The sequence below is a fragment of the Agrobacterium sp. T29 genome (assembly GCF_006970545.1).
Taxonomy (GTDB): Bacteria; Pseudomonadota; Alphaproteobacteria; order Rhizobiales; family Rhizobiaceae; genus Agrobacterium; species Agrobacterium leguminum.
On sequence record NZ_CP040641.1, the window covers coordinates 686,642 to 713,050 of the forward strand.

Annotated in this window: 23 protein-coding genes and 1 tRNA gene; 6 read left to right on the forward strand and 18 right to left on the reverse strand. The window is 60.4% G+C overall.

What is annotated here, in order from left to right; translation table 11 throughout:
- Positions 1–58 precede the first annotated feature (58 nt).
- The 3 genes from FGF54_RS18135 (at position 59) to FGF54_RS18145 (ending at position 2,735) form a co-directional block, all read left to right on the forward strand.
- The gene (locus FGF54_RS18135) at positions 59–1,012 is read left to right on the forward strand and encodes an acetyl-CoA carboxylase carboxyltransferase subunit alpha (protein WP_142780650.1); all 954 of its coding nucleotides are present in this window, start codon (positions 59–61) and stop codon (positions 1,010–1,012) included.
- A gap of 191 nt (positions 1,013–1,203) precedes the next feature.
- Complete coding sequence (locus tag FGF54_RS18140) at positions 1,204–2,502, forward strand: murein L,D-transpeptidase family protein (RefSeq protein WP_142780651.1); 1,299 nt, start codon at positions 1,204–1,206, stop codon at positions 2,500–2,502.
- On the forward strand, positions 2,499–2,735 hold the full coding sequence (locus tag FGF54_RS18145) for a sulfurtransferase TusA family protein (protein WP_142780652.1): 237 nt from the start codon (positions 2,499–2,501) through the stop codon (positions 2,733–2,735). The genes FGF54_RS18140 and FGF54_RS18145 overlap by 4 nt, the downstream gene beginning before the upstream one ends.
- 218 nt (positions 2,736–2,953) lie before the next feature.
- On the opposite strand, the gene FGF54_RS18150 is transcribed toward FGF54_RS18145, so the two are convergent.
- Entirely contained in the window at positions 2,954–4,096 is a 1,143-nt protein-coding gene (locus FGF54_RS18150) for a GTP-binding protein (protein ID WP_142780653.1), read from the reverse strand.
- Between the two features lie 192 nt (positions 4,097–4,288).
- The gene (locus tag FGF54_RS18155) at positions 4,289–5,344 is read right to left on the reverse strand and encodes a D-alanyl-D-alanine carboxypeptidase family protein (protein WP_161988025.1); all 1,056 of its coding nucleotides are present in this window, start codon (positions 5,342–5,344) and stop codon (positions 4,289–4,291) included.
- Positions 5,345–5,568: 224 nt separating this feature from the next.
- Here FGF54_RS18155 and FGF54_RS18160 point away from each other — a divergent pair, with 224 nt between their 5' ends.
- Complete coding sequence (locus FGF54_RS18160; RefSeq protein ID WP_142780655.1) at positions 5,569–6,732, forward strand: M20 aminoacylase family protein; 1,164 nt, start codon at positions 5,569–5,571, stop codon at positions 6,730–6,732.
- 312 nt (positions 6,733–7,044) lie between these two features.
- Positions 7,045–7,141, forward strand: a tRNA-OTHER gene (locus tag FGF54_RS27305).
- 48 nt (positions 7,142–7,189) lie between these two features.
- On the opposite strand, the gene FGF54_RS18165 is transcribed toward FGF54_RS27305, so the two are convergent.
- Genes FGF54_RS18165 through FGF54_RS18175 form a run of 3 tightly spaced genes read right to left on the reverse strand, consistent with a single transcriptional unit; the run spans position 7,190 to position 11,949 of the window.
- Positions 7,190–7,948 carry a transporter substrate-binding domain-containing protein gene (locus FGF54_RS18165; protein ID WP_142780656.1) on the reverse strand — a complete coding sequence of 253 codons (759 nt, stop codon included), beginning with the start codon at positions 7,946–7,948 and terminating at the stop codon, positions 7,190–7,192.
- 13 nt (positions 7,949–7,961) lie between these two features.
- Positions 7,962–10,589: an aconitate hydratase AcnA gene (acnA, locus tag FGF54_RS18170; protein ID WP_142780657.1), complete on the reverse strand. Its 2,628-nt coding sequence runs from the start codon at positions 10,587–10,589 to the stop codon at positions 7,962–7,964.
- 13 nt (positions 10,590–10,602) lie between these two features.
- Positions 10,603–11,949, reverse strand: coding sequence for an MFS transporter (locus FGF54_RS18175; RefSeq protein WP_142780658.1), 1,347 nt, complete (start codon positions 11,947–11,949; stop codon positions 10,603–10,605).
- Between the two features lie 137 nt (positions 11,950–12,086).
- Between FGF54_RS18175 and FGF54_RS18180 the strand changes: the two genes are divergently transcribed.
- The gene (locus tag FGF54_RS18180) at positions 12,087–13,151 is read left to right on the forward strand and encodes a lactonase family protein (RefSeq protein ID WP_142780659.1); all 1,065 of its coding nucleotides are present in this window, start codon (positions 12,087–12,089) and stop codon (positions 13,149–13,151) included.
- A 6-nt stretch (positions 13,152–13,157) separates the two neighbouring features.
- Here the strand turns inward: FGF54_RS18180 and FGF54_RS18185 are convergent, their stop codons facing one another.
- From FGF54_RS18185 to FGF54_RS18245, 13 genes are all read right to left on the reverse strand, one after another.
- Positions 13,158–14,042, reverse strand: coding sequence for a GntR family transcriptional regulator (locus FGF54_RS18185; protein WP_142781571.1), 885 nt, complete (start codon positions 14,040–14,042; stop codon positions 13,158–13,160).
- A 93-nt stretch (positions 14,043–14,135) separates the two neighbouring features.
- Positions 14,136–15,635, reverse strand: a complete 1,500-nt coding sequence (locus FGF54_RS18190) for a tripartite tricarboxylate transporter permease (protein WP_003520634.1) — start codon at positions 15,633–15,635, stop codon at positions 14,136–14,138.
- Positions 15,636–15,642: 7 nt separating this feature from the next.
- Entirely contained in the window at positions 15,643–16,116 is a 474-nt protein-coding gene (locus tag FGF54_RS18195; RefSeq protein WP_142780660.1) for a tripartite tricarboxylate transporter TctB family protein, read from the reverse strand.
- 53 nt (positions 16,117–16,169) lie between these two features.
- Positions 16,170–17,141: a tripartite tricarboxylate transporter substrate-binding protein gene (locus tag FGF54_RS18200; RefSeq protein WP_142780661.1), complete on the reverse strand. Its 972-nt coding sequence runs from the start codon at positions 17,139–17,141 to the stop codon at positions 16,170–16,172.
- Positions 17,142–17,355: 214 nt separating this feature from the next.
- Complete coding sequence (gene prpB, locus FGF54_RS18205) at positions 17,356–18,267, reverse strand: methylisocitrate lyase (RefSeq protein ID WP_142780662.1); 912 nt, start codon at positions 18,265–18,267, stop codon at positions 17,356–17,358.
- A gap of 5 nt (positions 18,268–18,272) precedes the next feature.
- On the reverse strand, positions 18,273–19,802 hold the full coding sequence (locus FGF54_RS18210; RefSeq protein WP_080854349.1) for a tripartite tricarboxylate transporter permease: 1,530 nt from the start codon (positions 19,800–19,802) through the stop codon (positions 18,273–18,275).
- Positions 19,802–20,239: a tripartite tricarboxylate transporter TctB family protein gene (locus FGF54_RS18215; protein ID WP_142780663.1), complete on the reverse strand. Its 438-nt coding sequence runs from the start codon at positions 20,237–20,239 to the stop codon at positions 19,802–19,804. The genes FGF54_RS18210 and FGF54_RS18215 overlap by 1 nt, the downstream gene beginning before the upstream one ends.
- Before the next feature lie 11 nt (positions 20,240–20,250).
- Positions 20,251–21,246 (reverse strand): tripartite tricarboxylate transporter substrate binding protein, encoded by a 996-nt coding sequence (locus FGF54_RS18220; RefSeq protein WP_080819425.1) that lies wholly within the window; start codon positions 21,244–21,246, stop codon positions 20,251–20,253.
- A 60-nt stretch (positions 21,247–21,306) separates the two neighbouring features.
- Complete coding sequence (locus FGF54_RS18225; protein ID WP_142780664.1) at positions 21,307–22,731, reverse strand: sensor histidine kinase; 1,425 nt, start codon at positions 22,729–22,731, stop codon at positions 21,307–21,309.
- Positions 22,728–23,399, reverse strand: coding sequence for a response regulator (locus tag FGF54_RS18230; RefSeq protein ID WP_142780665.1), 672 nt, complete (start codon positions 23,397–23,399; stop codon positions 22,728–22,730). Before FGF54_RS18230 ends, FGF54_RS18225 begins: the two co-directional genes overlap by 4 nt.
- An 83-nt stretch (positions 23,400–23,482) precedes the next feature.
- Complete coding sequence (locus FGF54_RS18235; RefSeq protein ID WP_142780666.1) at positions 23,483–24,007, reverse strand: GNAT family N-acetyltransferase; 525 nt, start codon at positions 24,005–24,007, stop codon at positions 23,483–23,485.
- A gap of 179 nt (positions 24,008–24,186) precedes the next feature.
- Positions 24,187–25,350, reverse strand: coding sequence for a Gfo/Idh/MocA family protein (locus tag FGF54_RS18240; protein ID WP_246666994.1), 1,164 nt, complete (start codon positions 25,348–25,350; stop codon positions 24,187–24,189).
- On the reverse strand, positions 25,347–26,408 hold the full coding sequence (locus tag FGF54_RS18245; RefSeq protein ID WP_142780667.1) for a sugar phosphate isomerase/epimerase: 1,062 nt from the start codon (positions 26,406–26,408) through the stop codon (positions 25,347–25,349). The genes FGF54_RS18240 and FGF54_RS18245 overlap by 4 nt, the downstream gene beginning before the upstream one ends.
- Position 26,409 lies beyond the last annotated feature (1 nt).

Sequence of the window (26,409 nt, forward strand, 5' to 3'; positions counted from 1 at the left end):
ACCGGAACCGCCGGATAATCCGGTCAAACCTTGCGCAAAACGATCGGAAACGGATCTCATGCACAATTATCTCGACTTCGAAAAACCTATCTCGGACCTTGAGGGCAAGATCATCGAGCTGAAGAAGCTTGCCGATGAAGACGAGAGCATAGACACCTCGGAGGAGATCAACCGTCTGGAATCGCGGGTCAACGACGCGATGCAGGACATCTATTCCAAGCTGAACGCCTGGCAGAAAACGCAGGTCGCGCGCCATCCGCAGCGTCCGCATTTCGTCGATTACGCCAAGGCGTTGTTCACCGATTTCACGCCGCTGGCCGGCGACCGCAAGTTTGCCGAAGACGCCGCCATTCAGGCAGGCCTCGGCCGCTTCAACGGTCAGCCCGTCGCCATCATCGGCCAGGAAAAGGGCAACGACACCAAAAGCCGCCTGAAGCATAATTTCGGCAGCCCGCGCCCGGAAGGTTACCGCAAGGCGATCCGCGTGCTGGAACTGGCCGACCGTTTCTCGCTGCCGGTGATCACCCTCATCGATACGGCAGGCGCCTATCCCGGCGTCGGCGCGGAAGAACGCGGCCAGGCCGAAGCCATCGCCCGCTCGACGGAGATGTGCCTCAACGTGAAGGTGCCGATCGTCTCCGTCGTCATCGGCGAAGGCGGCTCGGGCGGCGCAATCGCGATCGCCACCGGCAACCGCGTCTATATGCTCGAACATGCGATCTATTCGGTGATCTCGCCGGAAGGTGCCGCCTCCATTCTCTGGCGCGATTCGACCCGCGCCAAGGAAGCTGCAACCAACATGAAGATCACCTCGGAAGATTTGAAGGCGCTCGGCGTCATCGACGGAATCATTCCCGAACCGATCGGTGGCGCGCATCGCGCCCCGGAAACCGTTATCAGTGCAACCGGTGACGTCATCGCCAAGGCTCTGGCCGATCTTTCCCAGCGTTCGGGCACACAATTGCGCGCCGAACGCCGCCAGAAATTCCTGGATATCGGCCGGAACCTTTAAGTCCGGCCTTATTTTCCTTGAATATCGCCCCAACTCGGCCATAGTCCGGTCACATCAAAAGATGTATCGGCGGCCGCGGGGCGGGTCCGATTTGAGTTAAGAAGATGTAAACGGTTAATACCGTATTTAAAATACACACGGGACGGTGTAGAACTGCCGCCGCTTCGTGCCATCGTCTTTCGGATCAGATCATGCGTTTGACACATTTTGCACTTCTTGCCTGCACCGCGCTCGTTCTTGCCGGCTGCAACGATACGCTCGAAACCGTTGAACGCGACGTCTCCCACGTCAAGAACAAGGTCGATTACCCGCTGTCTCCGGCCATTCTGGCCGAGATCGACAAAAGGGGCATGGACCGCACCTCGCCGATCATGATCCGCATCTTCAAGGAAGAAGGTGCCTTGGAAATCTGGAAAGCCAGGCGCGACAACCGTTTCGAGAAGATTGCCAGCTACGAGATTTGCGCATGGTCCGGCAAACTCGGCCCGAAGGTGAAGGAAGGCGACCGGCAGGCGCCGGAAGGTTTCTACAACCTGACGCCCGCGCACCTTAATCCAAACTCGAAATATTATCTCGCCATCAATACCGGTTTCCCGAACCGTTACGATGCCGCCAATGGCCGCAACGGCACCAATCTGATGATCCATGGCGCCTGCTCGTCCTCCGGCTGTTATTCGATGACGGATGCGCAGATTCTTGAAATTTACGGTTTTGCCCGTGACGCCTTCAAAGGCGGCCAGAAGACCGTGCAGCTGCAGGCCTTCCCGTTCCGAATGACGGCGGAAAACATGGCCCGCCATCGCCAGAGCGAACATCTCGAATTCTGGAAGATGCTTAAGGTCGGTTACGACAATTTCGAAGTGACCAAGCGCCCGCCGGAAGTGAATGTCTGCGAGAAGAAATATGTCTTCAACCAGCAGACCGAAGGCGGCAGCTTCAACGCGTCTGCCCAATGCCCGGCCATGAGCACACCGCCGGCGCTCGTCAGCGCGCTTTCGAGCTACGAGAAGACCTACGATCTCGCCTATGAAAAGGCGATGAAGAAATATGACGGCATGGCCTGGTACGACCCGAGCGAAGCCGAGCGCAAGGCGCTGGTCGCCGAAAAGCGCAAGGGCCGCGAGCCTGCCTATGCCCCGACAGGCTCGGCGCTGAAGGCCGGCAAGCTGATGAAGGAAACGGAATATGCCGCGCTGATGGAGAAAAAGGCGCAGCAGGTGACCACCTCCTCTCCGGCCACGACCGCAACCGCTTCTTCCCTGCGCGGCCCACGGCCTTCGGCTGTCCAGCCCGCCACGGCACCGCAATCGAACCCGGCCCCGGCGGCACCGACGATGGTTGCCTCGGTTACCCCCGCAGCAGCCGACCAGACCGGAGCTGCTGCCCAGAGCATCCCGGTTCCGGCCATGAACCCGCTTGCCTATTCCGCAGCACCTGCTCCCGAAGCGCCGGAAAAGAAGCCATTCTGGAAGTTCTGGGCCAAGGAATGAGCGACACGGCCGAGATCGTTTATGATTTGAGGGGGCTTAAATGCCCCCTTCCGGTTTTGAGAAGCCGCAAGAAACTCGCAACCCTGAAGGCGGGAGATGTTCTGACCGTCGAGACGACCGATCCGCTGGCGGTGATCGATATTGCGCATATGTGCAATGAGGATGGGCATAGGCTGGTGGAAACCACTGCGCTGGATAAGGGGCATCGGTTTCGGATTGTGAAGGGCGGGTAACCGACGTTCAACGGCGCCGGCCGTGGTTACCCCCTCTGTCCTGCCGGACATCTCCCCCTCAAGGGGGGAGATCGGCAAGAAGCTCTCCCATCACTTCATTCTCAAATGTCGAGACGGCCGAAACCTCGCCTCGATTCGATCTCCCCCCTTGAGGGGGAGATCCCCGGCAGGGCAGAGGGGGGTAACCCCACCCACTGATTTCAACGGCATCGCGTGATCTAAAACCGCAACCCCGAAACCGCCAGCGGATTATCCGTCATCGCCTGCCTGTCCGGCCGGTCGATGCCGGGTGCGCTTGTGAAGGCCGCGAACAGGTCCTGCACGAAGGCTTCCGGCAAATCCTTGGTAATCAGCACCATGCGCGTGCGCTGATCAGCCGGGTCCGGCCAGGCCGCAAGGCGCTCCGGCGTGTGGAAAATATTCTGCACCCCATGCAGCACCAGCGGCCGGGCCGGATTATCCGACAGCTTGACGATGGCCTTCATGCGCAGGAGTTTTTCACCATGTGCCGAGCGCAGCAGATCCACGAACATGTCGATCGCCATCGGGCTGACCGGCTGATCGTGAATGATCGAAAAGGAACGGATAGACGCATCGTGTCGGTTCACATCGTGATGATGGTGGTGGTCGTCGTGATCGCCATGATGGTGGTGATGGCCATGGTCATGACCGTGATCATGATGATCGTGTGCCGCCTCTTCGCCCAGCCAGCGGCCGACATCGGCATTCTTGCTGCCGGCATCGTAAAGGCCGTTGTCGAGAAGCCCCGCAGCGCTCCACTCGGTTTTGTCACCGTCCTCGATTGTCGCACGCGGATTGAGCGCTTGCAGACGGGCTTTCAGCGTGGAAATCGTGGCGGCATCGGCAAGGGCGCGCTTGGTCATCACTAGACGGTCAGCCACGGCGGCCTGTTTCACCGCCTCCTGATGATTGTCGAGCGTGGAAAGGCCGTTCACGGCATCCACCACCGTAATCATGCCGTTCAGCACGAAATTCTGCGCGATGACCGGGTTGCCCATGACCGACTGCATGACGGGGGCGGGATCGGCAAGGCCCGTGGTCTCGATCACTACCCGTTTTACCGGCTTCAGCTTGCCTGTCTGGATGCCGTCCATCAGTTCCGCCAGCGTATCCACCAGCTCGCCGCGCACCGTGCAGCACAGGCAGCCCTCCGCCAGCTCGATGATGCCCTCACCCGCGCTTTCGACCAGCATGTGATCGATGCTGACATCGCCGAATTCATTGATGATGATCGCCGCATCGCTCATCGCCGGATCCTTGAGGAGCCGGTTGAGCAGCGTCGATTTTCCGGCGCCGAGAAATCCGGTGATGATGGAAACCGGGATGCGATCGCGAGACATGACTTGCCTGTATGTTGATGGCCGCTCCGGCAGGTCACTGGACGACACGAAACCCGGAGCCGCATGGAGCTAAAAGAAATCGCCCGCGCCTGGAAGCCGCGAGCGACACTGTAATATCATAACATCATCGACCTGCGAATACACAAACCGCATTGCAACCGCGAGGCTCGGCCTCGAGGCAGTCACCGATCATCAGAATGTCGGGCGCGGGATCGGGATCGGCACGTTCGCGAGTTCGCCCTTGCCGGCTCCCTTGGTGGCATTCACCGCCACCGTCTCGCTGCCCGGAATGAGACCGGCGAAGGAATATTCCGGCGGGCGGGTCATTTCCTGCACATAGGGCGAATGGATGACCATGCGGCCAGCCTCGTCGCGGCTTTCGCTGCGCACCTTGGCGGCCTTCGGGTTGCAGATTTCGGCGCTGATATCGTTCACATCGCCAGTATCGCCATAGGGCGCCAGCGCGGCGAGCGAAACGCCTTGGCCCGAGGGCGCCGTCAGCCCCATCTGCAACAGATCGGCCGACTGGTCGGTGCGTCCGGCAAGGCTGTCCGCGCCCAGCACGACCGTGATGACCGAGCGGCCATTGCGCACGGCCGACGACACCTGGTTGAAGCCGGAGGCACAGATGAAGCCGGTCTTCATGCCATCCGCGCCATCGAAACGGCCGACCAGCATGTTGAAATTGGCGTAGTTCTTCTTGCCGGTGCTGACGCCTTCCAGCGAGAAATAATGGGCATATTCCGGAAACTCGCGCTTGATGATCAGCGCCAGCAGCGCCAGATCCCGGGCGGTCGTATATTGTCCCTTGCCGGGCAGGCCATTGGCGTTGATGTAACGGGTGGAGCTCATGCCCAGCCGCTGCGCCTGCGCATTCATCTGCGCCACGAAATTGTCGCTGGTGCCGCCGATGGTCTCGGCAATCGCCACGGCGATGTCATTGGCGGATTTGATGAGCAGCAGCTTCAAAGCGCTATCCATCGTCAGCTTCTGGCCGGGCTTGAAATACATTTTCGAGGCCGGCTGATCGGCGGCCTTCTTGCTCATCACCACTTCCGTCTGCGGGCTGATCTTGCCGGCCTTCATCTGCGAAAAGGCGATATAGGCGGTCATCAGCTTGGTGAGCGAAGCGGGATACCACTTGCGGAAGGCTTCCTGATGGGAAATCACCTTGCCGGTTTTGACATCGACCACCATTTTCGGATTGGCGTTTGCCACGGGTGCTGCGGCAACGAGGCCTGCGGTCATGATGGCAACGGCTGCGGAGAGCCGTCTGGCGGCGTTTGGCGATTTAAATATCTGTGGCAAGGCTTGTCCTCGAATTCCCGTCTTCGGTCGGGGAATGGCAATATTCACCATATATGTCCTAGCAATGGCAAAGTACATTGATTACGTCAATTATGCGGCGCACTATCCACCACGGAGGATAGGATTTTACGACACGCCGCACCGATGAACCCAGGAATGAACGAATGCCGATTTTGAACAGAGCCGCCGAACTCCAGCAGGAAGTCAGCGAATGGCGGCGTCACCTGCATGAAAATCCCGAGATTTTGTATGATGTCGACAACACCGCAGCCTTCGTTGAGGAGAAGCTGAAATCTTTCGGCGTTGACGAAATCGTGACCGGTCTCGGCCGCACGGGTGTGGTCGGCATCATCAGGGGCAATCTTCCGGGCAATCGCACCATCGGCTTTCGCGCGGATATGGACGCTCTCCCAATTTTTGAGGAAACCGGCAAGCCCTGGGCCTCGAAAACCGCGGGCGCCATGCATGCCTGCGGCCATGACGGCCACACGGCCATGCTGCTTGGCGCGGCCAAATATCTCACCGAGACCCGCAACTTCGCCGGCTCCATCGCCGTCATCTTCCAGCCGGCGGAGGAAGGCGGCGCCGGCGCGCTCGCCATGGTCGAGGACGGCCTGATGGAGCGTTTCGGCATTGACGAGGTCTACGGCATGCACAACATGCCGGGAATTCCTCTTGGCGCCTTCGCCATCCGCAAGGGCGGCATTATGGCGGCACCGGACAAGTTCTCCATCACCGTCAAGGGCCGTGGCGGCCACGCGGCACAGCCGCACCGCACCGTCGATCCGATCACCATCGGCGCGCAGATCGTCGGCAATTTGCAGATGATCGCCTCACGCAATGCCGACCCCATCCGCTCGGTAGTCGTCTCCGTCACCCGCTTTCAGGCCGGTTCCAGCCACAACATCATCCCCAACGAGGCATTGATCGCCGGCACGGTGCGCAGCCTCGATGAAACGGTGCGCGATCTGGCGCAGGATCGCATCAAGCAGATGGCGGAAGGTATTGCCCTTGCCAACGGCGCGGAAGCGGAAGTCGTCTATGAGCGTTATTGCCCGGTGACCTTCAACCACGCCGCCGAGACCGACCACGCCATCCGTGTGGCCCGCGATGTGGCGGGCGAACCGAATGTCGACCCCGATGTCGATCCTTCCATGGCGGGAGAGGATTTCTCCTTCATGCTGAAGGAAAGACCGGGCTGCTTCATCTTCATCGGCAACGGCGATTCGGCCGGGCTTCACAATCCGGGCTATGATTTCAACGACGAGGCCATCGCTTACGGCATTTCCTACTGGGTGAAACTGGCCGAACAGCGCCTGACGAGCTGATTGCCGACTGACGCGAAGAAAGCCGAGGAAGAGATCGACCGCGATGAAGAACGCGGTTGATCCGCAGGCATCGTCAGGTTAAAGAGCAATTCAGTGTCCACGTAGCTCAGCAGGATAGAGCACAGGATTCCTAAGACAAATTGGGGGTTGCGCCCGGAAACGACGCAATCGATCTGCTCAAAGTCGGGGAAAGCTTCGCTGGTCTTCCAGCATGCCAATCCCGAGCCAAGCTCCGGAGAAATCCGGTGAAGGTGTAGAGACTGGATGGGCAGCACCTAAAGGCCGCAAGGCCCATGGTGAAGGGACAGTCCAGACCACGAACGTCTTGCCGGCAAACGGCGGGACGGCGGCGAAAGCCGAAGCGGTATGAATCCTGGGGTCGGAGGTTCGAATCCTCTCGTGGACGCCATTTTCCTGTTTTATTTGCTATCGAAAACGCAAGGCGCGTCTGTGCGGATCAGGATGATATGACATCAACTGTCAGCGGAGCCACCGAGACCGCATCCACGCCATTCGCTTTCAGGAAGTCGGTAACCAGACCTTCGGCTTTGGCGCTTTCCACAAACGCGGTCAGATAGCTCTGCGCCACCGGGCCATGCGTCCGTGCCACTCCCATCGCCTGCTCGATCACCATAAAGCGGCCGGGCAGAAGCCGCAGTCCACCGAACCGGTCCGCATCCTGCTGGAGTTGCTGACGAACGCCCGCCGCAACGTCGGCTGACGTTTCCAGGAAATGCTGGACGACGGTGGGGGAGGTCGCGGCACGCTCTATCGCGGCGTGTCGAAGTTCTCGTGTAAGATACAGGTCGTAGGCGCTGCCCTTGCCCACAACCACCCTACGGCCCGCAACATCGATGTCTTTCATTTCGGAGACCGGCGAGCCGTCTCGGACAAGATAACATCCCTCGATCAGCACGTAGGGGGCAGTGAACGCAATCAGTTGCGCGCGCGCCGGATCGCGAGCGAAAAAGCCGATATCGGCACGGCCTTCCTCAACGGCGGTGACTGCTTTACCCGCTGACTCCAGAACGACAAGTTCGAGCGGTACGTCCAGACGCTCGGCCAGCGTCCGGGCGAGATCGACGGAAACGCCTGCGACGCCTCCCGGCACGTCTTTCCGGCTTGCGAGGATCGGATTCCCGACGTTTATCGTCGTCCGCAACGTTCCCGAAGGAGCGATTGCGCGTCGCACTTTGGCGATGTCGATGTCTGTCATTTCGCTTCTCCGATCAGGTTTCCCGCCCGGATGCCTTCCGACCCGGCCTGTTCAGCAATTGCTTGAGGATGAGCGGCAGCACGCCGCCTGCCCGAAGAATGCCGACCTCCGCACTGGTTTCGATTGCCGCCACGGCATCCAGGGTCGTCGAAGTGCCATCCACCTTGCGTATTGTCACGGTCACATCGCAACGTGGTGTCATGGTCTGTGGATCGGCGTCAATCACGACGACATCATCGGCCGAGATGCCAAGGTCAGCGGGCTTGACGCCTTGCGGTAACCGTAGGGGCAACACGCCCATGCCGATCAGGTTCCAGCGGTGAATGCGCTCAAAGCTGGTTGCGAGCACGGCGCGGACACCGAGAAGCGCCACACCCTTGGCTGCCCAGTCACGAGAAGAACCCATTCCATAACGCTCGCCTGCCACCACGACCACGGACCTGCCCTCGGCTTGGTATCGTTGCGCCGCGTCCCAGAGCGACAGGACATCACCCGATCCGGCATGGATGGTGGAACCGGGGGGAATGTCGTCGCCGAGAAGATTGCGCACCGTTTTGTTGGTGAACAGGCCACGGATCATCACTTCCCAGTTGCCGCGCCGCGACGAGAAGACATTGAGGTCGAAGGGATTTTCCCCGCGCTCGATCAGATGGCGCCCGGCATCGCCCTTTGCGGGGATCGCGCCGGCCGGTGAAATATGGTCGGTCGTGATGTCATCGCCAACAACGAGGATCGGATGCGCCTCATAGGTTCCGAGCTTGGTACCCTTGCCGAAACTCGCAAATGGCGGACGGCGGATGTAGGTGGATGTCTCGTCCCAGGGAAACAGCGTCGTCGTTGGAGCCGGAAGCTCCTTCCACGCCTTGCTCGCTTCGGCGGCATCGTAGGCGGGCGCGAAGTCCTCGATCTTCGATGCGGCAGCCAGGGCTTCGTCGATCTCGACGGCGCTCGGCCATAGCATGGAGAGGGTCACCGGCGTGCCGTCCTGCGAAACCCCGATCGGATCGTTCATGATATCGAGTTCGACGGTCCCGGCGAGCGCGAAGGCCACGACCATTGGTGGCGAGGCGAGGAACCCGGCCTCAAGCTGGGGATGGACGCGCCCGGGAAAGTTGCGGTTTCCCGAAAGCACGGCGACAGGAAGGATGCCACGCTTGGCCATCGCATCCGCGACCGGCTCGGTCAGCGGGCCGGAATTGCCGATACATGTCGTACAGCCGTAACCCACGATACCGAAGCCGACGGATTCGAGATCGGACAAAAGCCCTGCCCGCACGAGATAACGCTCCGCCGTCGGCGAGCCGGGCGCGGTGGACGTCTTGACCCAGTGCGGAGGGCGAAGCCCATAGGCCTTCGCCTTGCGGGCTAGAAGTCCGGCAGCGATCAACAGGCGCGGATCGGACGTATTGGTACAGCTTGTAATGGCCGCGATCGCGACCGAGCCGTCGTTCGGTTCACCCTCGACGGAAGGCGCGCCGCCGTTCTTTTTCATTCCCGCGATTGCGCTACGGGTTTCGCTGACTGCAATCCGGTCCTGCGGGCGACGGGGGCCTGCGAGGCTGGGTTCGACGCTGGACAGGTCAAGATCAAGGGTGGACGTGTAGCGCGGATTGGCGTTCGGATCGAACCAGATGCCGACCCGTTTCGCATAGGCCTCGACGAAAGCAGCGTGTACCGACCTGCGCCCGGTGGCGAGAAGGTAATCGATCGATTGACGGTCGATCGGGAAATAGCCGCTATTCGCCCCGAACTCGGGCGTCATGTTGGCGACGACCGCACGGTCGCCCGCCGTGAGGTTCGACACGCCCGGGCCGTAGAACTCGACGAACTTGTCCTGCAAGTCGATCTGGCGGAGCAGATGGGTAACGACAAGCGCCAGATCGGTTGCAAGAACGCCCTCCCTCAGCGCGCCCGTCAGCCGGACGCCGACAACATCGGGAACGCGGAGGGCGACAGGCATGCCGAAGAAAACGCTTTCCGCCTCCAGCCCGCCGACACCCCAGGCCAGCACGCCAATGCCATTGATCATCGGCGTATGACTGTCCGTCCCGATCAGTGTGTCCGGCATAGCCCACAGCCTGCCGTCGCGCTGCACCGACGTCGCGACCGTCGCAAGCCGTTCGAGATTGAGCGTATGCATGATCCCGGTTCCCGGCGGATGCGCCCGGAAGTCGGCAAGGCTGTTGGTCGCCCATTTCATGAAACTATAGCGCTCGGCATTGCGCTCGTATTCCCGCTCCATGTTGCGCGCGAGCGCCGCCGAAGTCCCGAAAGCATCGACGGCGACCGAGTGATCGGTGGAGACATCGACGGGAACGACGGGGTTGAGCAGGGCCGGATCGCCGCCTGCCTCGGCGAGCGCCGAGCGCATGCCAGCGATATCCACGAGCGCGGGCCCGCATGTCGTGTCGTGCATCAGCACCCGGTTCGGCAGAAAGGGAATTTCGACATCGCTCTGGCCCGTTTCGAGCCAGGCGAGCATAGCGTCCTTGGCACGAAAGGCGTCATCACCTGCCGTACGGAGGACGTTCTCCAGCAGGATGCGATGGATATAAGGCATGCGCACCAGACAATCACCGGCCTCGGCCGGAAGATCGATGATGTCATGGCTGACGCCGTTGATGTCGAATGTGGTGCGCATGCTGTTTTTCCATTCAGGCTTTGCGGGAGGACGTACGGCCGGCGTGGAACTGTCCGGTCGGACTGTCATCGGCGTCGGGAGCCGGGAAGCGCATGAACCATGTCATGAAGAATGAGATCACGAGAAGCACCGCCAGGAACAAAAGACCACCGAGCGGGCTGCCTGTCGCCGTTTTAGCCCACCCCATCGCATAGGGTCCGACGAATCCGCCGAGGTTGCCGATCGAGTTAATCGCCGCAATCGATACCGCCGCCGTTGAACGTGACAGGAAAAGACCCGGCAACGACCAGAACGGCGATTTGAACGCATAGATGCCTGCGAGCGCCACCGAGATCAGGCCGATCGCAACATAAGGATCGTGTGTCAGGCCTGTAGCGGCCAGCGCGAATCCTCCGATCAGGAGCGGTACGGCGCTGTGCTTTTGCCGCTCGCCCGTGCGGTCGGAACTCCTGGACCACAGGACCATGGCGACCGTGGCGATCGCATAGGGAATCATGGCGACGAGGCCGATCTGGGTGTGCGTTAGCGACTTACCGAAGCTCTGGATGATCTGGGGCATCCAGAGACCGATCCCGAGATTGCCCACCTGATAGATGAAATAGATCGCTGACAGGAAAAGCACTTTCGGGTTGGAGATCGCAGCCCACAGCCCAAGATGCTGGACGTTCTTGCGTTTGTTATGGTCTTGGGCAAGCTCGCCGACCAGCCAGTTGCGCTCGTCCTCGGTCAGCCACTTCGCCTTCTCCGGGCGATCTGTCATGTAAAAGTAGTTGAAGACCCCGGCCAGGATTGCGGGCAACCCTTCGAGCACCAGCATCCAGCGCCAGCCCGCATGCCCGAACCAATTCACGTTGTCCATGATCCAGGTGCTGAGCGGCGCGCCGAGCAGATAGGAAGCCGGGATAGCGGCGGTGAAGAACGCCACCGTCGTCGCCTGTTCCTTGGCGCGGAACCAGTAGGTGAGATAGATGATGATGCCGGGGAAGAAGCCTGCTTCCGCGACGCCGAGGAGGAAGCGGAGTGTATAGAGCTGCCAGGCTTCCTGAACGAAACCCGTCAGGACCGCAACCGCACCCCAGGTGAGGAGAATACGCGAAATCCAGATGCGCGAGCCGTATTTCTGGAGGGCGACGTTGCTCGGAACCTCGAACAGGAAATAGCCGATGAAGAAGATTCCCCCTGCAAAGCCGAAAGCTTCGGCGGAAAGGGCAAGATCCTTGTTCATCTCGAGGGCCGCGTATCCGAGATTGGCGCGATCCAGATAGGAAATGACATAGAGGATGAAACAGTAGGGCACGATTCTCCAGAAGACTTTACGCGTGGTCGTCTTCTCAAGCGTGCTCGTATCGGTGAGCGTCATGGCTCCCTCCCAAAGGTGTTTATGTCGCTTGCCTCCCAAGGCACGACCCTATTTACATATTATAATTATAAAATGCAATTGCGATTTTCGAAGGATCGGTTTATCAGGTTCTGGCCCATACGGAGGAGACCTGAGAAATGGAAAATCGCGGCGACCTGGTCGTTTATGTCGGCGCGCGAACAACGCGGCAGCGCAATGCGCGCGGCAACGGCCTCAATGTGTACCGTCTTCGCAACGGCATGCAGTGGGAACACCTTCAGCTTCTCGAGATGGAAAACCCGTCCTTCCTGGCATTCGATCGAACCGGCCAGTTCCTGCATACCGTCCACGGCGACTCGGATCGGGTGACGTCATTCTCGATCGAACGGTCGACGGGCAAGCTGACGCCACTGGGAACGCAATCGACACGGGGACGCAATCCGGTCGATCTCTCCTTCGACCCCGCGAACCGATACCTCGTCATTGCAAATCACGTTACGTCATCGATCGCCCTTCTTCCGCGCCTCGAGAACGGATCCCTGGGCGAGGTCTGTGACCTTGCCGCAGTTACCGGGGAAATCGGCCCGCATCGCGTCGAGCAGCCCATGCCCAAGCCTCATCAGGTGGAATTCGATCCGAGTGGCCGGTGGATCGCGGTGCCGGACAAGGGTACCGACACCGTCCTCATCTACGAGATCGACGCGGCGAGCGGGACCTTGCGGAAAGCGAGCGCCTGCGCCACGCGGGAAACCTCGGGTCCCAGACACATCGCGTTCCACTCCAACGGCCGCCTCGCCTATGTTGTCAACGAGCTCGACTCAACTGTCACCGCGTACCGTTTCGATCCCGACAACGGACGCCTCTCGCCCTTCCAGATACTCTCGACCCTTCCCGACACCTTCACCGGAAACAGCCGCGCTGCCGAAATCGCGGTATCGGGCGACGGACGGTTCGTCTATGCCAGCAATCGCGGCAGCGACACCATCGTGGTCTTCGAGCTGGACCGCTCCGGCCACATGCGTCTCGCCGGACATTGGGCGACCGGCGGAAAGACACCGAGATTTTTCACAATCCTCCCAAACGGCGTCCTTCTAGCGGCAAACGAGGATTCGGACACCGTGACCACGTTCGACATAGACGCAGTGACCGGTCGCCTGTCTGCGAGGGATGAGGTGCTCTCGGTCGGGAGCCCTGTCTGCATCGTCTTCAAGGCGCTGGACTGATGGACGTCAGACCTTCGGAGTCTTGATGCGGCTCGCGCCCATGATGTGGGTGAATAGAAACGCCGCAGCCTCGTTTCGTCGCCCGTCCTCAACGAGATCGAGGATATGGAGATGTTCCGCCGTCTGCTTCGGCAGGCGGCTGCGGTCGATGGTGATGTGATATTCGATGAGGCGGCGAAGCCTGTTGATCCGTTTGATGGAGTCGAGGAAGAACTCGTTGCGGGAGCATGCGACGAGCATCTCATGGAATTCGTTGTTGGCCTTGAAGATATCGGCACGCGACCAGGTCTCGAAGCCGCCGTCGCGCAAGGCGGTCTGGACCTCGCGGGCGCGCTTCAAGCCCTCGACGTCGGGCTCGAACGTCGGCAACAGCATCGCTTGCTGCTCGATCACGGCCCGGAACGCATATCCATCCTCGTAACTCTGTCTGGACGTCAGAGCCTGGCGGAACGCCCACCCATTCCCCGGCAGTCGCTCGATCCAGCCTTCGTCAGCGATACGGTGCAGAACCTTCAGGAGACGGGTTCTGGGGACGTCGTAGAAGCGCATCAACTCGTTTTCGCTGACGCGCTCCTCAAGCTTGCCCGACAGACGGTCTTCGGCCATACGGAAGTAGATCGCCTCGTCGCCCGCCGCGTCCATATCGTCGCTGGCGGTTTCAAGCGCGATATTTTCAGCGTCGACGGCAAGGAAGTAGCCCCTGTTTGGCTCGGCCCGGACGATGCCATCTCCTTCGAGTTTCTGGAGAGCGCTCAGGATCGGCGCACGCGAAACCCGGAACGTGTCAGCCAGCAGCTGCAATGGCAGGTGCTGGCCCTGTTGCATGCGGTTCGTCTGCACATACTCGACGATGTTGCTGCTGATCTGTGGTACCAGGCTTTTCCTAGCCATCCGCCGCCCTGTCCTGTTCATCGCATGGTCGCGATGTCCTCTTACGGAACATCGCGCCATGTTACCATAGCGCGATGGGTCGCCGGTCACCAATCAATCCTCGTCCTGCTGGAAACGTGACAGTCCGCGGAAGATGAACGGTGCGACAAGAGCAACGACCGCGATCCCGATCATGATCGCCGAACTCGGATGTTGCAAGAAGACAATCGGATCGCCGAGGCTCATCTGAAGCGAGCGACGCAACGCACTGTCGGCAAGAGGGCCAAGGATAAGGCCAACGACGGCAGGGGCGATCGGATAGTCGAAACGCCGCATAAGGAATCCGACGACACCGAATCCGGTCAGCAAGAGCAGTTCGACGACGGATGGATTCGCCGCAATCGTTCCCATTGACGCGAAGACCAGAATTCCGGCGTAAAGCCATGGAAGCGGGATTTTCAGCAGCCTGACCCAAAGGCCAACCAGCGGTAAATTAAGCACCAGCAACATCACGTTGGCGATGAACAGGCTCGCAACGAGACCCCACACGAGATCGGCGTGCTGAGCGAAAAGGAGCGGTCCCGGTTGAATGTTATATTGCTGGAATCCCGCAAGCATCACGGCCGCCGTCGCGGACGTAGGCAGGCCAAGCGTGAGCAACGGCACGAGCGTTCCTGCCGCGGAGGCATTGTTCGCCGCTTCGGGGCCTGCAACGCCCTCAATCGCGCCTTCGCCGAATTCCTCGGGTTTGCGGGACAGCTTCCTTTCGATGTTGTAGCTGAGGAATGTCGGGATTTCTGCGCCGCCTGCCGGCAGCGCGCCGATCGGGAAACCGATGAAGGTTCCGCGCAACCAGGGCTTCCACGACCGGCTCCAGTCCTCTTTCGTCATCCAGATCGATCCCTTCACCGGGATCGGTTTTTCCGGCTTGTAGAGATGTCGGGAAGCCACGATCAGGGCCTCTCCTATGGCGAACAGGCCGACCGCGAGCGTCGTCACCTCAACCCCGTCGAGAAGTTCAGGAACGCCGAAGGTCAGACGTGCCTGACCCGTAAGCTGGTCGATGCCCATAAGACCGAGCCAGAGGCCAAAGGCCAAGCTCGTCAGACCACGTAGCGGCGACGATCCGAACGTCGCGGAAACAGTGACGAACGCGATCAGCATGAGGCCGAAATAGTCCCACGGCCCAAACTTGACTGCGACTTTAACCAGGACGGGCGCGAGGAATGCGAGGCCGACCGTTGCGATCAGGGCCGCGACGAAGGACCCGATTGCGGCCGTGGCGAGCGCCGGACCGCCCCTTCCCCTGCGCGCCATCTGATTGCCTTCGAGCGCGGTCACCACTGACGCGCTTTCCCCGGGCGTATTCAGAAGGATCGCGGTCGTCGAACCACCGTACATCCCGCCATAATAGATGCCCGCGAACATGATGATGGAGCCGCCGGGATCGAGTTTGAAAGTGACGGGAAGCAGAAGCGCGACCGTCAGCGCCGGGCCTATACCGGGAAGCACGCCGACCGCCGTGCCTATGATGACCCCGATTGCCGCGTAGATGAGGTTGGCGGGATCGATGGCAATGGCGAAGCCCTGGAAAAGATAGATGAGGGTATCCATGGCGACCTCAGAACAGCCGCTCAAGCGGGCCCATGGGCAACGCGAGCGTCAGAAGCTTGTTGAAAAGAAGGAAGATGACGATGCCGAGGATCGACCCAAGACAAATATCGGTGACGAATGCCTTGCGGCCGAAGGCGCGCGCCGTGAAGGCGAAAAGCAGCGTCGATCCCAGAATGAACCCGCCCCCTGCCCAGATGGACACGATCAGTCCCGTCAGGGCGAGACCGATCCAACCGACGGCCTTCCAGTCGACTTCCTCGTTCTCGACATCATTCGGCTTGAACGCGCTGATCAAATGGCCGGCCGCCAGAATTGCGAACAGGATCGCAACGAAATATGAAGCCGCGGTGGCGCTCATTCCGTATGTGGCCCTTACGACCATTCGGCTTGCGTCCCAGTAGGTCACGGCGGCGATGGCGAAAAGCACAATGGCAATGACCGCCGCGGGGCGGTTATGGATAAAAGCTGGTTTGCTGGTCATTGTTTCCTCGTCGCCGGGATGCCGCAGACGGGGCATCCCGGTCTTGGGAGAAATCAGTCGGCAAGGCCGATGGACTTCAGAATGCCGTGCACGCGCTCGGTCTCCGAGCCGATGAACGTCTTGAATTCGCCGGATGGCGCGTAGTAGTCGGTCCAGCCGCGCGTCTTGAGAACGGCTTGCCACTGTTCGGATTTTACCGTCTTGTCTACGGCAGCCTCGATAGCCTCAAGGTCAGCGCCCTCGACGCCGGGACCGGCGAAAACTCCGCGCCAGTTGACGAGTTCGATATCAAGACCCTGCGCCTTCAGCGGCTTGGCCTCGATTCCTTCGATAGGCTCAGGATAGGAGATAGCCAGAGCGCGGAGATCGCCGGATTTGATCTGGCCTTCCCATTCACCGTAACCGGAAACGCCTGCCGTCGCCTGCCCGCCAAGCATGGCCGCCAGAGATTCACCGCCACCGGAATAGGCAACGTAGTTGATCTTCGCGGGATCTTCGCCAGCGGCTTTCGTGACCAGCGCAGCGAGGATGTGGTCCGCGCCCCCGGCGGACCCGCCGACCCAGATGGCCTTGGCAACGTCGGTCTTGATGGCCTTGAGCAGGTCATCCATGGTTTGGATCGGGGAGTCCTTGGGAACGACGATGACGAGCGGATCGCCTGTCAAGCGGGCGACCGGCGTGACCTGCGTAAGATCCACGGGCGACTTGTTCGAGATGCTGGCGCCGACAAGGGTAATGCCCGCAACGAGGAGCTGCTTGGGACTGCCCTTTGCAGACCCCACGAACTGCGCCAGCCCGACGGTGCCGCCGGCACCCGGAACGTTGACGACCTGCACGCTCTTTGCGGCCCCCGTGGCCATCATGACTTCCTGGAGTGAGCGGGATGCCGAGTCCCACCCGCCGCCGGCGCCGGCCGGAGCGGTGATGGTAAACTCGAGGCCCTGCGCCATTGTGGCACTCGCCCCCGACATCGCGGCAGTGGCGGCGACCGTTGCAGCCGCGAGAAATTTTCTGAGATGAAGCATTGCGACGATCCTCCTTATCGCGTGAACCCACCTCCATGGGTATGACGCAGAGAAACTGCATTATATAATTATAAAAGTAAATAGGTGTGACGTGCTTCTTTGTGAAGCGATTGATCGCAGCCGACTGGGTCCGCGCTAGAGGTCAGTCACGGCTCATTTCCTTGCCCGCTTGTTTCGACGCTGCTTATCTGGCGTCCAGGTGAGGCTTTTAAGCCTACTGTGCCTGCGGAAGGCTGCTCGCAACGATGCTGGCGTCGAGCGCTTCATAACCCGCAAGGTCGATCAGATCGTAGAGTTCGGCGCGGGTCTGCATCCTGTGGATGGCATCTGTTACGGCTCCCTCACGGGCAAGCTCGGCATAAAGTTCCTGCTGCGCCCTGTTGGCGACCCGGAGCGACGAAACCGGCCAGATAACCATTCGGTAGCCGAGCGCCTGCAGCGCATCGGCCGTCATGGGGGGAGAGCGACCGAATTCCGTCATATTGGCCAGAAGAGGAACGCTGTCCATAGCGGCCGCGAACTCGGCGAACATGGCCTCGCTCGTCAGAGCTTCAGGGAAGATGGCGTCCGCTCCTGCCTTCACATATAGACGAGCGCGGTCGATCGCCCGTTCCATTCCTTCATCGGCCACCGCGTCCGTCCGTGCGACGATCACGAGAGATCGCCGGGCCCGGGCCGCCGCCGCAATCTTTGCGGCCATGTCCGCAGAGGTGGCGAGCTTCTTGTCGTTCAGATGACCGCATTTCTTCGGCAACACCTGATCTTCGATCTGGATGGCCGCCGCGCCGACCTCCTCGAGACGATGCACCGTATTCATGACATTCAGGACCTCACCAAAGCCGGTATCTCCGTCGACCAGCAGCGGAAGACCCGAAGCCCTGACGATCTGGCGGGTGAAGAACAGCACGTCCTCCAGCGTAAGGATGCCAAGATCGGGAAGCCCCATAGAGGCGCTCATCGCCGCTCCAGACAGATACAGCGCCTTGAAGCCCGCTGTTTTTGCTTGGAGAGCTGCAAGGCCATTGTGCGCACCTGGCATTCTGACAATGTCAGGCGCGCGCAGAAGGAGACGTAACCTTTCGCCTGCCGATGTTCGATCCTGATCCGTGGGCATGAGATAATTCATTCTGATCAATCCATCTGGAGAGATGTTTTCTGCCGCCACTTCGCGAGCCTCGGCAAAAGCAGCGGAACGAGAAGAACAGCGGCGGCCATCCCCCACAGGGTGACGGAAATCGGGCTCGACCAGAGGATGGCGACGTCTCCGGCAGAAAGAGACAGGGCCCGCCGCAGGCTTTGCTCCAGTATCTTGCCGAGCACGAGACCGAGGATGAGCGGCGCCATCGGCACACCGAGACGGCGCAGAACATACCCACCAACCCCGAGGGCCACCATCAGCACAAGGTCAAAAGTCGTGGACTTGCCCGAATAGACACCAATCGCGCTGACGACGACGATGAACGGCACGAGTACCCAGGCCGGAACCGAAAGCATCCTGGCGAAAACACCAACGAGCGGAATGTTGATCGCCAGAAGGATGAAGTTGCCGATGAAGAGCGAAGCGATAAGGCCCCAGACCAGATCAGGTTGCGAACGGAAAAGCGCCGGGCCCGGTGTCAGGTTATAAAGCGTCAGAACGCCAAGCATGATCGCCGTCGTACCGGAACTGGGGATGCCAAGCGTGAGCATGGGAATGAAATTGGAATTGGAAGCGCTGTTGTTGGCTGCCTCAACGGATGCAAGGCCGCGCATGTCACCCTGACCGAAACGGCTTCCCTCGGGATCGTTCTTTTCAACCACCCGCTTTTCTGTCGTATAGGCAAGTGCGGAAGCGACCGTCCCTCCGGCACCCGGCAGAATGCCCACGAAGAACCCGATCAGCGATCCGCGAAGCGCAGCCATATTGGTGAAACGCATCTCGGCCCGATTGAAAAGCGAGCGACCCAATTGCTCGATACGAACGGTCATGCCCCCGTGCATGGTGTCGAGCATGATCAGCAACTCACTGATCGCGAACAGACCAATGACGACAGTGGCGAACTGGACACCATCGACCAGATTTGGCGAGCCGAAGGTGTAGCGATAGACCCCGGAGTTGGCATCGATGCCGATCGTGGAGATCGCGAGGCCCAGCCCTATCGCAAGCATCGCCTTCACAGGCTGATCGGTAAGAAGGCCCGTCAGGCACGCGAAAGCGAATACCATGAGGGCGACATATTCGACCGGTCCGAATGCCAGTGCCCATGTCGCAAGAATTGGAGCGGCAACCACGATGCCCAAAGTGGCGATAGCCGAGCCGACAAAGGAGGTCCAGGCCGAGAGGGAGAGCGCGATCCCGGCTTTCCCCTGGCGCGCAAGCGGATATCCCTCCAGAGCGGTCATCACCGCCGAAGCTTCGCCGGGCACGTTCAACAGGATGGCGCTGATCCGGCCTCCATATTCGGAGCCGATATAGATCGCCGCCATCAGGATCAACGACCCCTCCGGAGGCAATCCAAGGGCAAATACCACCGGTACAAGCATGGCGACAGCGTTGATTGGACCCAAGCCGGGAAGAACGCCAACCATCGTCCCGACGACGGCGCCAAGGGCGGCAAGAAGGAGGTTGGCAGGCGAAAGAGCAACCCCAAATCCATGCATGAGATAGTTGAAAGTATCCATCAGACGATGCCTCCGAATGGACCAGCAGGAAGAACAACCTCCAGAAGCCGGTCGAAGAGCAAATACGACGAAACGGCCAGCACAACGCCGGTCAGCGCGCCCTGCCACCATTTGGCTCCGAAGATCATCGCAATCGGGATCATGAAGATCGTGGTCGCGATCACGAAACCAAGCGATTGGAAAAGAAGGGCATATCCGGCGAGACAGCCAGACAGGGCGACGATGGCAGCGATGGGTCCCGCCGGCTCGACGGGGGATTTACCCGGCTTCAGAAGCAGGATGACACCGCAGAGCCCGATCGTCGCTGCCGCGATGATCGGAAATGCGCGGGGTCCAACCGGTTCATAGGCAAAGGGTGCCTGCAACCCGTATCCGAACATGAGCATGATCGCTGCGACCGCGATTGCGGTCGCTCCCAGAAGACGGTCGGTCATCATTGTTCAGGCCCTTATTTGGTCGTCGCGAGACCGAAGTCGGCGGCAAGCTTCTTGTAGGCAGCCACCTGCTTCTCAACGAAAGTCTTCGTTTCTTCGCCCGTCATCGGAAGAGGAAACAGGTTCCGCTTCTGAAGCTCGGCGGCGTAATCGGGAGACTGCATGGCCTTGGCAAAGGCATCGGCCCACCACCGGTAGTCCGCCTCGGTGACCTCGGGGCCGACATAGAAGCCGCGCACGATCGGCCACTTGATGTCGAATCCCTGCTCGATGGCAGTCGGCACCGGCGAAAGCTTGCCGGGAAGACGCTGCTCCGAGAAGATTGCGAGCAATTTGAGCGGCGCGCCGCCATCGATTGCCGCCTGGCTGTCGCCGACGTCGTTCATGCAGATATGGACGTGTCCACCCTGAAGGGCGGTCGCACAGTCTCCGCCGCCTTCGAAAGCAACAAAACGCATGGCTTTGTAATCGATGCCGGCCGCGCGGGCGGCCATCGCGGCTTTCATCCAGTCCTGACTGCCGATCGTGCCGCCGGCTCCAATGATGACGGACTTCGGATCCTTCTTGATCGCTGCCATCAGGTCTGTCAGGGACTTGTACTCGCTGCTTTCCTGGACGACGACCGCACCGTAATCGGTACCGACGCTTGCAACCCAGCGGACGTCCTTTTCGGAATATGCGCCAAATTTGCCCTGGGCGAGATTCAGAAGCGATCCGGCGGAAAAGGCCACAATGACATTCGGCTCCGCACGGCGCTGTCCAACGATGGCGTTATAGGCAACCGCGCCGATACCGCCAGGCATATAGGAAACGCGTATGGGGGACTTCACCGCACCCGATTGCTGAAGCGTCGCCTGCGCAAGCTTGCAGGTAATGTCAAAACCGCCACCGGGCTGGGCAGGAGCGATGCATTCGGGATTCTTGGGTTCGGCATGAGCAATCGTCGAAGAAATCGAAAATGCTGTAAAGGAAAGGGCGGCGCCGAGAGCGGCGCGAAATGCGAACGTCATTGATGTTCCTCCAGAAAGTGACGCAGACCTCCTATCTGCGAAGCACCCCGTATATCGCTCTCAAGCTTTCAACTGGCTTTCAGTCGCCAGTGGCAGGCGAATGGAAACCACAAGGCCAGTCCGGTCCTTTCTATTCCGGACCTGCAGCGAACCACCGCTGGCGCGGGCGACGGTCAGCGCAATGGCCAGCCCCAGCCCGCTGCCGCTTGCCGCCCGATGTCCGCTGCGGAAGCGTGTTCCCGCATGGGCCAGTTCGTCTTCCTCCATGCCCGGACCTTCATCCATGATGTCCACAACAACCCATCCATCGTCGCGCAGGAGCTTCACCGTCACCAGGCTGCCCTCGGGCGAATATTTGACCGCATTGTCGAGAACGTTCATCATCGCTTCCTGAAGAAGCCCCTCATTGGCGCGGATGACCAGTCCATCGTCGTGGGCGTCTATCGCGCAGTCCATGCGCCGGCTGCGGATTCGGGGCCACAGCATCCTGACGCTCTCGGCTACCGTCTCGGCAACGTTCAGGGAAACCTGCGGATATGTTTCCGTACCTTGGGAGGTCCGGGCCTTGGCGAGCGCGAGAAGCTGGTTCGTCGTTCGGATCGAACGATCCAGGACGTCCTTCGACGACTTCAACGTCATGCGGATTTCGTCCGGGTTTGCCTGATGCAGCGCGTAGTCGATCTGGGTTCGCAGGATCGTCATCGGGGTCCTGAGCTGGTGCGAAGCATCGTCCAGGAACCGTCGTTGCTGTTCCGCCTGCTCGACATTCCTCTCCATCAGCCGATTCATCGCCTCCACGGCCGGGCGAACCTCCTTTGGTAGATCGGCGATCTCGAGCGGCCTTAGATCGTCGGGTTCGCGGGCATCGATCGCCTCCCGCAGCCTGTTGAGCGGTTTCAGCGCCATAAAGACGCCGATGCCGATAAGCATTCCCAGAACCACCACGACGAGAACGTCACGAAGGATGGCGCGGATGATCAACTCGTTCTGGAACATGGTGCGCGACAGTTTCGTCTCGGCAACCTGAATGGTGATCTGCGTCCCGTCCGGCTTAACGGGATCGAGCGGCCGGCTGAGTGCTCCGACGCGGATCGCCTCGCCGAAATAGTCGCCGTCATGGAAGCGAAGCTCGCCCGGCAAGAGGTTCGGCGTCTCTGGCAGGAGGACATCGCCGATCTGAACGAGGCCGTCGCTCGTGGACACGTTGAAATAGACCTTCCCCTGCGCCGTGAGCTGGAAGAACTCGAAGAGATTGTAAGGAAGCTCGACCCCGATACCCCCACTTTCCGTGGAAATGTTTGCATCGATCGCCCTGACTGCCCCGGCAAGCGATCGATCATAGGCGCTATCGGCCATTTCCTGAACGGTCGTCGCACTGAACCAGAGCGTGGACGCCATTGCCAGGATGATTGCCGGCACAATCCAGAGACCGAGCGTGAGGGCGAGCGGACATCCGGGCTTGCCGGACCTTCCAGCGCTGCTCATGCCGCGCCCGCTTCGAGCACGTATCCCAGTCCGCGCAATGTTCTTATCTGAACCGAGTTCGAAAGCTTCTTCCGCAGTCGATGCGCGATGACCTCGATTGCCTCCAGCTGGATATCGGCGTCATAGGAGAACATCCGGTCGACAATCTTCTGCTTCGACATGGGTTCGCCCGCATGCTGCACGAGGATACGAAGGAGCGAGTGCTCACGAGGCGTCAGGTCGAGCGGATCGCCACACAGGGTGAAGCGCTGCTCGGCCGAATAATAGGTAAGGTCGCCGCAAGAAAAGGTGCCCACATTGCGCCCATGGGTTCGGCGCACCAGCGCTACCAGCCGTGCCTCCAGTTCCTCGATCGCGAACGGCTTGGCCAGAAAATCATCCGCGCCTTCATGAAGCGTGCCTATCCGTTCGCTGAGGGTGTCACGAGCGGTCAGGATGAGAGCCGGCGTATTGTCGCCGCGAACTCTCATTGCGGAGAGAACGGCGCGTCCGCCCATCTTCGGCAGCCCCAGGTCCAGAATGACGGCGTCGAACTCCTCCTGCCGAAGCCGCTGGTCGGCGGCCGTTCCGTCATCCGCCCAATCGATCATGAACTCGTAGCGCTGCTTCAGCGCCTTTATCAGCCACTGAGCCAGCTCCGCATCGTCTTCGACCAGCAGTAGTTTCAAATGTAAACCTCCGCTTACATGGCCTCATGACCAGCTTTGGCGCAGGATGAATCAAATCATCGTCTGCCTGAAACCGGGACCGATCACCGTTTCTCGCTGATATACAGATAACGATCTACGATAATTTCGCTTTCCCCAAGCCGTTTCTGATAAATTTCTTTTCTGTCGTGCACCCGTTCCGCAACCCTTTGCGAAGGGATGTTTTCGGGCGTGGTGATGCTGACCACTCTGGGCAAACCGAGGTTGTGAAAGGCATAGTCGCGGCAGGCGATGGCCGCTTCGGTTGCCAGACCCTTGCCCCAGAAACCGCGCCAGAGATGATACCCTATCTCCGGCTCAAGGCCCGCAGGGGTCTTTTGCAGCGTAATTCCACAATCGCCGATGACCTCTTCCGAGACCGGATCGACGACAGCCCAAAGACCGAAGCCATGTCGGCTATAACTATCGAAAGCCAGTTCCTGAAACCAGGCGAGGGTTTCCGAAGGTGACCTGGTACCCGGATAGAACTGCATGCAGTCCGGGTCAGCATAAATCCGGCTCAATGCGGCCAGATCGGCACTCTCGACTTTCCGCAGATGTAATCGTCTGGTCCTTATGATGATCGACACGCGAACCCCTCCAGCGCCGTGCCGCACCCTGCCCTCATCCCTTTATGAAAGCAACACCGCCCCTCCCTTCGCCATTCTCGGTTCGGTGGAGGGCCTGGCAGAAATTCACACGACCTTCCGGACCGGCATGGCCTCTCCGGAAGGTCGATTTCCGGCATAGTCCGTCCTTGGCTGCAAGCCTATACCGCCACCGGGGTAATCCAGCGCGGATCGGTGCTCTCGGCGCTGTCCACCACCGCCTCCACGAAGGCCACACCCTTCAGACCGTCATAAGCGAGCGGGATATTGCGGCCGATGGCTGCCGGTTCGCGCCCAGCCTTGCGGGCGCGGATGGCTTCCGCAAAACCGGCATAGAGGTTGGCGAAGGCTTCCAGATATCCTTCCGGGTGGCCGGGCGGGGTGCGGGTACGGACCCTTGCGTCTTCGGAAAGATCGTCCGCACCGCGTTTGATGGTCTGCACGCGCCCGTTCAGCGGCGTATAGACGAGTTCGTTCGGCTGTTCCTGAAACCATTGCAGCGATCCGGTCGAGCCGAAAACCCGCAGGCGCACGCCGTTGGAATTGCCGAGCGCCACCTGCGACGACCACAGGAGGCCCCGCGCGCCGCCTTCATAACGAATCATCACGTGGGCGTTGTCATCCAGCGCCCGCCCCGCCACGAAGGTAGCGAGATCGGCGGTGAGGGACTGCAATTTCAGCCCGGTCACGAAACCGGCCAGATGATAGGCATGGGTGCCGATATCGCCGATGGAACCGCCGCGGCCGTTCTTCTTCGGGTCGGTGCGCCACGCCGCCTGGGCATTGCCCTGCTGCTCGATGGCGGTCGCCATCCATTCCAGCGGATATTCCACCTGCACGGTGCGAACCTCGCCGATCTCACCGGCTGCCACGCGCGCACGGGCTTCATGCACCATCGGATAGCCGGAATAGGTGTAGGTCACCCCAACGAAACGGCCGCTTTCCCGCGACAGTTTTTCCAGCGCAATGGCGTCTTCCAGCGTCGCGGTCAGCGGTTTTTCGCAGATCACGTCGAAACCGGCCTCGATCAGCGCCTTCGCGATGGGATAGTGGGTGAAATTCGGCGTGCAGATCGCAACCGCGTCGACGCGGTCCTCGCGGGCAGCCTCGCCGGCAATCAACTCCTGATAATTGCCATAGCTGCGGGCAGGGTCGAGCCCTTCATTGATCGCGAAGGTGCGGCCCCGCTCGGGGTCGACATCGAAGGCCCCGGCAACCAGCACCCATTTGCCGTCAAGGCGTGCGGCAAGACGATGGATATTGCCGATATAGGCGCCCTGGCCACCGCCGATCATGCCCAGACGAAGCGGTCTTTCGATAGTCATTGTTCCTCCAGCCCCAGCATGGCGCGGTTGGCGTTGCGGTTCGCACCGGATTTGACGAAATCGTCAAAGGCGCGGTCCGAGACGCGGATGATGTGATCGGCGATAAAACGCGCGCCTTCAGACGCGCCGTCCTCCGGATTTTTGACGAAGCATTCCCACTCCAGCACCGCCCAGCCATCGAAGCCATAGGTTGTGAGCTTCGTGAAGATCGCACCGAAATCGATCTGCCCGTCGCCGGGGCTACGGAAGCGGCCGGCCCGTCTGGACCAGGGCTGATAGCCGCCATAGGCGCCGGATTTCCCATCGGGGCGGAACTCGGCATCCTTGACGTGGAAGGTTTTGATCCGGTCGTGGTAATGGTCGATGAAAGCGAGGTAGTCCATTCCCTGCAGAACCAGATGCGAGGGATCGTACATCAGGTTCGCCCGGGGATGCTCCTTGACCCTGTCGAGAAACATCTCCCAGCTGTGGCCGTCATGCAGGTCTTCGCTGGGGTGGATTTCATAGCAGACATCCACGCCATGGGCGTCGAAATCATCGAGGATCGGCGTCCAGCGGCGGGCAAGCTCATCAAAGCCTTCCTCCACCAGCCCTTCCGGCCATTGCGGATAGGGATAAAGATAGGGCCATAAAAGCGCGCCGGGAAAGGTCACATGGCGGTCGATGCCGAGACGTTTCGAGGCGCGGGCGGCAAAGCGCAGCTGCTCTTCGGCCCATGCCCGACGCTTTGCAGGATTGCCCCGGACATGCTCGGGCGCAAAACTGTCCATGATCGCGTCATGGGCGGGATGCACCGCCACAAGCTGCCCGGTGATGTGGGAGGCAAGCTCGGTGATCTCCAGCCCATGCTCGCCGAGCATACCCTTCAGATCGTCGCAATAGGCATCGCTTTCCGCCGCCTGTTTCATGTCGATCAGACGCGTATCCCAGGTGGGAATCTGCACACCCTTGAAGCCCTTGGCCGCGGCCCAGGCCGCCAACGAGGCAAGCGAATTATAGGGCGCCTCATCGGCCGCGAACTGCGCCAGAAAGACACCCGGCCCCTTGATGGTCCGCATC

Bases quoted from the DNA above. Each gene is read 5' to 3' on its own strand.
- FGF54_RS18180 (WP_142780659.1), top strand. From the start codon at position 12,087: ATGGAAAATCGCGGCGACCTGGTCGTTTATGTCGGCGCGCGAACAACG.
- FGF54_RS18200 (WP_142780661.1), bottom strand. From the start codon at position 17,141: ATGCTTCATCTCAGAAAATTTCTCGCGGCTGCAACGGTCGCCGCCACT.
- acnA (WP_142780657.1), bottom strand. From the start codon at position 10,589: ATGCGCACCACATTCGACATCAACGGCGTCAGCCATGACATCATCGAT.
- FGF54_RS18195 (WP_142780660.1), bottom strand. From the start codon at position 16,116: ATGACCAGCAAACCAGCTTTTATCCATAACCGCCCCGCGGCGGTCATT.
- FGF54_RS18245 (WP_142780667.1), bottom strand. From the start codon at position 26,408: ATGCGGACCATCAAGGGGCCGGGTGTCTTTCTGGCGCAGTTCGCGGCC.
- FGF54_RS18160 (WP_142780655.1), top strand. From the start codon at position 5,569: ATGCCGATTTTGAACAGAGCCGCCGAACTCCAGCAGGAAGTCAGCGAA.
- FGF54_RS18220 (WP_080819425.1), bottom strand. From the start codon at position 21,246: ATGACGTTCGCATTTCGCGCCGCTCTCGGCGCCGCCCTTTCCTTTACA.
- FGF54_RS18175 (WP_142780658.1), bottom strand. From the start codon at position 11,949: ATGACGCTCACCGATACGAGCACGCTTGAGAAGACGACCACGCGTAAA.
- FGF54_RS18140 (WP_142780651.1), top strand. From the start codon at position 1,204: ATGCGTTTGACACATTTTGCACTTCTTGCCTGCACCGCGCTCGTTCTT.
- FGF54_RS18145 (WP_142780652.1), top strand. From the start codon at position 2,499: ATGAGCGACACGGCCGAGATCGTTTATGATTTGAGGGGGCTTAAATGC.
- FGF54_RS18135 (WP_142780650.1), top strand. From the start codon at position 59: ATGCACAATTATCTCGACTTCGAAAAACCTATCTCGGACCTTGAGGGC.
- FGF54_RS18225 (WP_142780664.1), bottom strand. From the start codon at position 22,731: ATGAGCAGCGCTGGAAGGTCCGGCAAGCCCGGATGTCCGCTCGCCCTC.
- prpB (WP_142780662.1), bottom strand. From the start codon at position 18,267: ATGAATTATCTCATGCCCACGGATCAGGATCGAACATCGGCAGGCGAA.
- FGF54_RS18165 (WP_142780656.1), bottom strand. From the start codon at position 7,948: ATGACAGACATCGACATCGCCAAAGTGCGACGCGCAATCGCTCCTTCG.
- FGF54_RS18155 (WP_161988025.1), bottom strand. From the start codon at position 5,344: ATGACCGCAGGCCTCGTTGCCGCAGCACCCGTGGCAAACGCCAATCCG.
- FGF54_RS18150 (WP_142780653.1), bottom strand. From the start codon at position 4,096: ATGTCTCGCGATCGCATCCCGGTTTCCATCATCACCGGATTTCTCGGC.
- FGF54_RS18185 (WP_142781571.1), bottom strand. From the start codon at position 14,042: ATGGCTAGGAAAAGCCTGGTACCACAGATCAGCAGCAACATCGTCGAG.
- FGF54_RS18240 (WP_246666994.1), bottom strand. From the start codon at position 25,350: ATGACTATCGAAAGACCGCTTCGTCTGGGCATGATCGGCGGTGGCCAG.
- FGF54_RS18215 (WP_142780663.1), bottom strand. From the start codon at position 20,239: ATGATGACCGACCGTCTTCTGGGAGCGACCGCAATCGCGGTCGCAGCG.
- FGF54_RS18210 (WP_080854349.1), bottom strand. From the start codon at position 19,802: ATGGATACTTTCAACTATCTCATGCATGGATTTGGGGTTGCTCTTTCG.
- FGF54_RS18190 (WP_003520634.1), bottom strand. From the start codon at position 15,635: ATGGATACCCTCATCTATCTTTTCCAGGGCTTCGCCATTGCCATCGAT.